Annotated in this window: 6 protein-coding genes; all 6 read right to left on the bottom strand. The window is 48.0% G+C overall.

Translation table 11 applies throughout. The annotated features are described in order from the left end of the window. Positions 1-280 precede the first annotated feature (280 nt). Positions 281-793, bottom strand: coding sequence for a hypothetical protein (locus AC1DXC_RS23965; protein ID WP_477461706.1), 513 nt, complete (start codon positions 791-793; stop codon positions 281-283). 43 nt (positions 794-836) lie between these two features. Next, positions 837-1,355 carry a hypothetical protein gene (locus AC1DXC_RS23960; protein WP_477461705.1) on the bottom strand — a complete coding sequence of 173 codons (519 nt, stop codon included), beginning with the start codon at positions 1,353-1,355 and terminating at the stop codon, positions 837-839. Positions 1,356-1,390: 35 nt separating this feature from the next. After that, positions 1,391-2,365: a Gfo/Idh/MocA family protein gene (locus tag AC1DXC_RS23955; protein WP_477461704.1), complete on the bottom strand. Its 975-nt coding sequence runs from the start codon at positions 2,363-2,365 to the stop codon at positions 1,391-1,393. Between the two features lie 147 nt (positions 2,366-2,512). Further along, positions 2,513-4,528: an NAD-dependent DNA ligase LigA gene (ligA, locus tag AC1DXC_RS23950; protein WP_477461703.1), complete on the bottom strand. Its 2,016-nt coding sequence runs from the start codon at positions 4,526-4,528 to the stop codon at positions 2,513-2,515. Between the two features lie 158 nt (positions 4,529-4,686). Then, positions 4,687-5,529: an endonuclease/exonuclease/phosphatase family protein gene (locus AC1DXC_RS23945; RefSeq protein WP_477461702.1), complete on the bottom strand. Its 843-nt coding sequence runs from the start codon at positions 5,527-5,529 to the stop codon at positions 4,687-4,689. Positions 5,530-5,798: 269 nt separating this feature from the next. Beyond that, complete coding sequence (locus AC1DXC_RS23940; RefSeq protein WP_477461701.1) at positions 5,799-7,859, bottom strand: hypothetical protein; 2,061 nt, start codon at positions 7,857-7,859, stop codon at positions 5,799-5,801. Between the last annotated feature and the right edge of the window lie 123 nt (positions 7,860-7,982).

Here is a 7,982-nt window from a genome sequence, read left to right as displayed (position 1 = left end):
GCGTAATGATCGATCTTAGTTGTAAGCGACAAATTTGCTATTAAGGCCTCGGGAATGAAGCCTAAGAGCTGTTTTACGGTGATACTATGATCTTTGAAAATGGCCATATCTCTTTGATTTACAGCATTAATATACTTAAAATCAACGATAAAAACAAATAAATAATTGACAATCAGATAGTTAAATAAAAAAAACAACACATCTCTAAACAAAAAAGTCGGAAGATTAATCTTCCGACCATTCGTGCGTGGATGGGCCTTTTCTATTATCCTTTCAACTTTTATTTGTGGAACTCTTTGGCAATCCAATTTTCCAGTTTCCCGTCCTGGTAAAGTTTTGCCAGCTTGTCTAAATCACTGTCTTTCACTACCGCAGGGTCGTTCTTATATTTGTTTATTAATGCAGTAAGCACTTCCATATCGGCTTTGTTGCTATCCATTGTGGAATCTTTATGTTCCAGGGAATATTTGGCAAACAAGCCAAAATACATAAACATGAAATCGGGATTTTTGTCGGTAAGGTCCAATAATTTTTTGCCTACGGTAACATTCACATTCGGGCTGCCCGATACCCAATCCATAATAAACTTATTAGCCGACTGCCGGGTGCCTGCCTGTTCGGCCAGGGGCGTTTGCAGCAACCAGTCGGCAGTTTTAACCACGTCCTGCTCATACTGCGGATAATCGGTTTTAGCTTTCAAAACATAGTTTGACGGCACTTGATAAGTTTGGGCAGAGACCTTAACGGCGCTGCACAGCAATAGCAATAGGGTGGTTTTGATAATTCTTTTCATGATGAAGGTTTTTTGGCTAAGTTATTTGTAAAACGAGAGAAGGCTATTTTTCGTCCAATGAAAACATGGATATCACCCAATCATTCAGCTCGCCTTTTTTGTCGAGTTCTATCAGGTGTTCTATATCCTCATCGGTTTTATGGGCGGGTTCGGCGTTGTACTTATCTATTACCGCCCTTACTGCAATGATATTGGCGTTGTCTGTATCAAAACCCGTTTTGTGCTGCAATACAAACTTGGAGAAAGCCGCCATATATACAAAACCCAGCTGGGGGTTCTTATCGGAGAGATTCATCACCGCTTCGGTAAGCCTAACCGTCACTGCAGGCGTTCCTTTTATCCATTTCAGAAAAAATTGCGTGGCTTCTTCCATTTTTGGGGGCTGCGCTTTCCAAGGGGTTTGCTGCAGCCAATCGGCAGTGCGGATAATATCGGTTTCGTAGCGGGCGTAATCGTCGCGAGTTTTCAGCACGTAGTTTTTAGGCACCTCATAGCTTTGCGCAAGGACGGAGAAGCTTGCGGACAATAACAACAGCAAAATGAGTACGAGGGACTTTCGCATGATACCAATCTGGGCACTAAAATAATAATTGTATGTTACTTTCCTGTAAACGAGTCGATTATTTTCATTAGCACTACGGCCTCATCTATTGTGCAGGGATTTGGACCCTCGCCTTTAAAGTAAGCCACGATCTTCTCGATCATGGGTTGCTGTATGTGCATAGGGTGGGTAAAATCAATCGTCTCCTCGCCTGCTTCGGTCTTTAGGGTTACGAACTTACCAAAGAAAGGGAAGGTTATTTTGCCTTTGGTGCCTACTATTTCGCAGGCATCAATGGTTTCGCCCTCGGCTACATTAAAGCTCCATGAGCCATTTACCACCACTTTATTCCTGAACACGATGAGGCCGCAAACGTGGTCGTCTGCCGGGCTTGTATTGGCCTGGTTAAGGCTGTACCCGGTGTAATGTTCCGGCTCGCCAAAAAAGTAAAGCATCAGATCGAGCTGATGCGGGGCCAGATCATGGAAGTAGCCTCCGCCCGATACTTCGGGATCCAGCCGCCAGTTGGTGCCTGGGTATGTAGGCACCGTTGGTTCGCGGTGTTGCCACATGCGTATCTGGGCGGTGCGCACATCCCCTATAGCGCCCGAATCTAACAGGTTTTTCACGTGTAAAAACATAGGCAGCGCGCGGCGGTAATGGGCCACTACCAGTTTCGCATTGCTTTCTTTTACTGCCTGGGCCATTGCTTCGGCTTCGGCGGCGTTGCGGGTAACGGGTTTTTCTACGTAAACATTCAGCCCTTTTGCAATGGCGCGTTTGGCATATTCCAGGTGCGATGATGGCGGCGTGGCGATGGATACGGCGTTAACCTCCGGGTCGTCCATCAGTAGTTCGGCATCGCTATACCATTTGGCCACGTTATGGCGGCAGGCGTAGTCGGCAGCTTTTTCTGCATCGCGGCGCATTACAGCCACCAGGCTGCTATCGGCTATTTTGTTGTAGGCCTGGCCGCTCTTCAGTTCGGTAACGTCGCCGCAGCCGATAATGCCCCATTTTATTACACTCATGTTTTTTATTATTGCACCGATTACACTGATTTTATTGATTTCACCGATTTTATAGTCACCGATTACACCGATTGTTTTGATTACACTGATTTGGTTTTGATTGGACAGATAGCATAACCGGTGCAATCGTATAAATCGGTGTAATCATCATAATAGCATTTTTAACAACTCTTCATCGCTGATGATAGGGATATTCAATTTATTTGCTTTCTCCAGTTTGGCCGGGCCCATGTTTTCGCCAGCTACCAGGTAGTTTAGCTTGGCGGAGATGCTGCTCAATATCTTGCCGCCGTTTTGCTCGATGATATCTTTCAGTTCGTCCCTTGAATACTTTTCGAACACGCCCGAAATGATGAAGCTTTGGCCCGATAGTTTATCACTGGCCAGGTTTACTTCTTTTTCCACGGCCACCAGCTGCAGGCCTGCCGCCCTTAGTTTCTCAATTTCTTCGCGATGGCTCTCGTCTGCAAAATACTCCACGATGCTTTGGGCTATGCGACCGCCTATCTCTTCTGCGGCAATAAGCTCCTCTGCCGTAGCCGCCATCAGGTTATCAATGGTTTTGAAATGGGCCACCAATTTTTTGGCTACGGTTTCGCCCACGTAGCGGATACCCAGACCGAAAAGCACCTTTTCGAACGGTTGTTCTTTTGATTTCTCTAAGCCGTCTAAAAGGTTATTGATAGATTGCTCGCCGAAACGGTCGAGGCTCTTCAACTCGTCTACATGGTCTTTCAGGGTATAAAGATCGCTGATGTGGCGTATCAACCCGCGGTTGTAAAAGGTGTTGATGGTTTCATCGCCCAGGCCATCTATATTCATGGCTTTGCGGCCGATGTAGTGCTGCATCTTGCCTACTATCTGCGGCGGGCAGCCCTCATCGTTGGGGCAATAGAAGGCGGCTTCGCCCTCCTGCCTCTTCAATTCGGTACCACAAGCGGGGCAGTGGGTAATGTATTGTATCGGCTCGGCATCCGGCTTGCGCTTGTCTAAATTTACGGAGATGATTTTGGGGATAATCTCGCCGCCCTTCTCCACGTAAACCGTATCATGTTCGTGCAGTTGCAAGCGCAGCATTATCTCATCGGCATTGTGCAGGGTGGCGCGTTTTACTGTGGTACCGGCAAGTAATACCGGTTTTAAGTTGGCCACAGGGACCACAGCACCCGTGCGGCCCACCTGGTAAGTTACGGCAAGCAGTTCGGTCTCTACGCGTTCGGCCTTGAATTTATAAGAGATGGCCCAGCGCGGCGATTTAGCCGTGAAGCCCAGTTCCTGCTGCTGCGAATAATTATTTACCTTAATAACGATGCCGTCTATATCATAACTCAGGTGGTGCCTTTCGGTATCCCAGTGGTTGATAAATTCCAAAACGCCGTTAATATCGCTCACCAAACGGCTATGGTTATCTATATGGAAGCCCCAGCTCTTTACAGCCTCCAGGCTTTCCCAATGGGTTTTGAAGAGGGTTTTCTCGGTATATAATCCGTACAAAAAGCAATCCAGCGGGCGGCGGGCCACTTCCGCAGAATCCTGCAGTTTCATGGTGCCCGATGCAAAGTTGCGCGGGTTGGCGTATGGCACTTCGCCGGCATCTACGCGTTCTTTATTCAATCTTTCGAAAGCTTTGAGGTGCATAAATACTTCGCCACGTATCTCGAACAGGTCGGGATAATCGCCTTTGTCCAGCTTTTTGGGGATGGTGTGTATGGTGCGCACGTTGGTCGTTACCTCATCGCCCTGGGTGCCATCGCCACGGGTAACGGCGCGGGCCAACTTGCCATGCTCGTAGGTAAGGCTCATGGAGAGGCCGTCGAACTTCAGTTCGCAAACGTATTCGAAATTATCGCCGATGGCTTTGCGCACTCTTTGGTCAAAATCTATTAGTTCCTGCTCGTTATAGGTATTGCCCAGCGATAACATGGGCCAGCGGTGCTTTACCGTAACGAATTCTTTGGTGATATCGCCTCCAACCTTTTGCGTAGGCGAATCGGCATCCAAAAACTGCGGGAATTCTTTTTCCAGCTTATTCAACTGCTCCAGTTTTTGGTCGAAATCGTAATCGGTAATTGTGGGCATAGCCAGCACATAGTAGTTGTAAGTGTGCTGTTTAAGTTCGGCAGTAAGGGCCTGTATCTGTTGTTGGGCTTCGTTAGGCGACATGATAGCGAAGATAGTTTTTTTAGTCCATAGACAATAGTCGATAGTACATGAAATTAGTCCATAGACGATGGTCCATGGCAGCTACATTTTTTCTATGTGCTATTAACTATCGTCTGTGGACGATAAACTATGGACGACGGACCATCGACCATGGACTACTAATACGTAACCGTCACCACTACCGGGTAATGATCAGACGGCAATCGACCGTGATAGGTATTGGTGAGGATGCCGTAACGTGAAACGGTGAAGCGTTTGGTAACGAAAATATGGTCGATACGGCTATCGCCTGCGGTGTTTACATCGTAAGCATTATAAGTATTTGATGGCGCCAGTTTAACGGGCGACAGTTCATAACTGTCCTTCAGCAGGCCCGAGGTGTTGATAAGGGTGTAACTCTCGTTGGTTTGGTCTACATTAAAATCTCCCGTGAGGATAGCGGGTACGTTGCCCGCCATTTCTTTTACTTTCGCTAATACCAGCTTAGCGCTTTCGCGACGGGCAACGATGCCGATATGATCCATATGCAGGTTGAAGAAGTAGAACACGAGGCCGGTTTTCAGCTCCCTGAATTGCGCCCAGGTACAGATGCGCGGCAAGGCGGCATCCCAGCCTTTGTTGGGCTTATCGGTAATGGTCGACATCCAGAAGTTGCCCGATTTAAGAACCTTGAACTTGTCTGATTTATAAAATATGGCCGAATGCTCGCCGCCATGCTGCCCATCATCGCGACCGGCGCCCAGCCATTTGTAGCCCGGCAGGCTATCGTTCAGTTGCGTTAGCTGGTGGTAAAGACCTTCCTGCGTACCAAAAACATCCAGATCATTAAAACGGATAATTTTGGCAATATTGGGGTACCTTGCCCGCCAGCCATTGCCGGCGATGGAATCGTCCTTACTATCGTAGCGGAGGTTATAGGTAGCAATATTGAGCTGCTGCGCTTCTGTGAAAGTAGCAGTTGCTGTGAGCAGTAGCAGGAAAATGAAGATTTTGATTTTCATGATGGTAGATGTTTATCGGTCAAAATTACAAATCATCGGCATTAACCTGCAAAGCGCCGTGTTATGATTATGTTAGGTAGACTTTAGTGCCGATTGGTTTAAATTGGGAAGTTTTCGTCAGCTGAAAGCTGAATCGTGCAAGCCACGAGTTGAAAACTCGCGGCAGCGGGAATCCCGCCTTCGCTTCCGTTGGTTAAAACCAACGGAAGTGAAGGCGGGAAACTAAAGATTTGCCAACTACAAACTGCCCACCGCTAACTGCCAACTGGCTACACCTCCCCTTCTCTTTTCCTCATGAACCATTCGGCACTCAGCAACACAATCAGCAAGCCAAATATCCATTTCAGGCTAATCATATCGTTGTATCGCCTATCTTCATATACCACGGTTTTGATATTATCGTTTTTGCGGATAAGGTTGGCCAGTTTATCTATTTGCGCAGGCAACAACATTTGCCCACCAGAGCGCGTTGCAATGGCATTCAATAATTGATGGTTGGCCGTACTTTGGCGTGCTTCCAGGTTAAGTTGTTTTACCGTGATTTGCCCATGGGCGGTAAATTGTTGCTTGCCGTTTTTGGCCGTGGCGGTATAACTATACTCGCCCACAGGCAGCGCGCCTGCATTCAATTGGTAGCTTTGCCCGCTGCGGGTAAACAGGAAGCTGTAATTTTTGCCCTCGCTGCTTTTTAGGGCAATGCTTACGTCGGGCGTGTTTACCAGTTCCAGCGCATCGTTGTACAGTTCGGCGTTCAGCAGCACGTTCTCACCCTCGTCGAATATATTTTTGGATGGGTACACCCTAAAACGTTCGCGGTTGGCATTGGCGGTAAGATATTGAACGGACTGGCTAAACAGTTCTTCCAGCGCGTGGTGGTTACCGTACTCGCGGTATTCGGCCAGTTGCCAGCGCCAAAGGCCCTCAGCGGTAAGCACGGCCGTGCGGCCGCCGCCTTCGTCGTTAAAGGCAAGCAAGGGGTAAGCCGTGGGTACATTGCCTATCTTCTGTTTCAGCAAAACAGCGGTATTGGCCTGCGTTTCGTAAGTGCCATAGGCTGCCATCAAGGGCGGCAGTTTCGCAATTTTGTTTTGGGTAGAGTCTGTGAGGGTGAAAGCCGTAAATGTAGGCATCGGCTGTGCAAAAACCTCCTGGGCATCATCACCCCCTGCATTTATTTTAACCATTTTCTGCGAGCGGTTAAATCCGTTTATATCTGCCTGCGTACCGGCAACCAACCACAAAGGCATCTTGCCGGTTAGTATATTTTGTACTTTGCCATAGCTGGCGGCAGATAGCTGGTACAATATTGCCAGCGTGTAATCATTAGCGTTGAGCGCACCGAAATCGGCCATAGCACTCGCCTTTACCTCAAAATTACGGTTGCTTTCTATGGATTGTTTGATAACGCTGATATCGGGGTGCGGACCATCATATAAGAGCAGTATCTTCTGCCGGGCATCCAGCACTTCCACGTAAAAGGTTTCGGTATTGTTTTGTACCGATAGCTCGTTTTTTAAAGGCGCAAGGCTTACCGTAAATTTGCGGAGGCCTTTTTTATCGGCATTCAGTTTTAGCGGTATTACCTTTTTGAATGCGGCAGAGGTGATGCTGATGTTTTGGGTGTTGAGTTGCCGACCGTCTTCGGTAACCGTAAGCCGCATATTTTCGCCTGCGCTTTGGTAAGCTTCGGCCAAAAGCTCCACCTCAAAATCGTTACCCAGGTAGGCGGTTTTGTTGTAGTTAACGTTGCCGATAAGCAAATCGCGGCGGGGCGTAGTATCGCCAAGGGCAATGGTGTAAATGCTGGTTTTGATGTTACGGGCCTCGTACTGCGGGTCGGCACCGAGGTTGTAGAGGCCATCTGTTGCCAACACTACCGCGCCAATGTTGCGGTTTACGAAACGCTCGTTCAGTTGGTGCAGGGCCGATGCGATATCCGTTTGCTTGCCATCGTAAGTATTAGAGAGGCCATCGTGAAGGGTTTTATCGAAGTTAAACTCGTGTACTTCGTAGGCATCGCCTAATTGGGATTTGAGGGCCGCAAGAGCAGCACCAGGGGTTGAGGCGCTAAACAGCTTCACCGATTCGGAATTATCCTGCGCAATCAATATCAGCGGTTTTTGCGGCTGGTAGCTTACCGTTTTTATCAACGGCGATACCAATAGCAAACCCAACAACGTTACCACAACCGCCCGCAAGGCAAACAGCCCATACCGCGCGGATTTAGCCAAAACTACCGGTTGCCTGTACAACAGCCAGGCATACAGCAAGCCCATCGCCAGGCAAGCAGGCAGCCACCACCCCGAAACACTTCCCCAGCTTATAGACATGCGTAATTAGTAATGAGTGGTGAATGGTGAGTGGTAAGCATAAAAACCATACCCGCAAAATGCGAAAATATTGTGGAATGGGTTTAATTAATTTTTTGATGGAATTGCGCACTGCACAAACCC

The organism is Mucilaginibacter sp. P2_D11, assembly GCF_056404435.1.
This window is presented reverse-complemented; position numbering and strand designations above follow the sequence as displayed.

Bases quoted from the DNA above. Each gene is read 5' to 3' on its own strand.
- AC1DXC_RS23965 (WP_477461706.1), bottom strand. From the start codon at position 793: ATGAAAAGAATTATCAAAACCACCCTATTGCTATTGCTGTGCAGCGCC.
- AC1DXC_RS23960 (WP_477461705.1), bottom strand. From the start codon at position 1,355: ATGCGAAAGTCCCTCGTACTCATTTTGCTGTTGTTATTGTCCGCAAGC.
- AC1DXC_RS23955 (WP_477461704.1), bottom strand. From the start codon at position 2,365: ATGAGTGTAATAAAATGGGGCATTATCGGCTGCGGCGACGTTACCGAA.
- ligA (WP_477461703.1), bottom strand. From the start codon at position 4,528: ATGTCGCCTAACGAAGCCCAACAACAGATACAGGCCCTTACTGCCGAA.
- AC1DXC_RS23945 (WP_477461702.1), bottom strand. From the start codon at position 5,529: ATGAAAATCAAAATCTTCATTTTCCTGCTACTGCTCACAGCAACTGCT.
- AC1DXC_RS23940 (WP_477461701.1), bottom strand. From the start codon at position 7,859: ATGTCTATAAGCTGGGGAAGTGTTTCGGGGTGGTGGCTGCCTGCTTGC.